Annotated in this window: 1 pseudogene; it reads left to right on the top strand. The window is 51.6% G+C overall.

Annotated features, from left to right (window positions below):
- Positions 1–316, top strand: a pseudogene (locus H0248_RS22640) (type VI secretion system tip protein VgrG); the annotation flags it as partial.

The following is a 316-nucleotide window of genomic DNA, read 5'->3' as shown; positions in this document are numbered from 1 at the left end:
CGAACAGGTTGGCCTGTATAAAAATACGCTGGTTGGCCATACCCAGACGCTGTCGGTCGGACAGGTACTGAAACTGCTGGTCGGCGATAAATACGACATCGAGAGCAAAAGCTCCATCTTCTCCCGTACCAAAAAACATACGTTGTACGCCAAAGAAAAAATGGTGATTGGTGGGCCGGGTGGCACCATTACCATTGATGACAGCGGTATTACTATTCAGGCGAAAAGTATCAAGCTGAAAGCACCGTCTATCGACATGTCTGGGGGCGCAGCAGAGCAGGCGGCAGCGCTGAGCAGTGACAAGCCGTTCACGGAA

This window comes from Pectobacterium brasiliense (assembly GCF_013449685.1).
GTDB classification, from domain to species: Bacteria; Pseudomonadota; Gammaproteobacteria; order Enterobacterales; family Enterobacteriaceae; genus Pectobacterium; species Pectobacterium brasiliense_A.
This window is presented reverse-complemented; position numbering and strand designations above follow the sequence as displayed.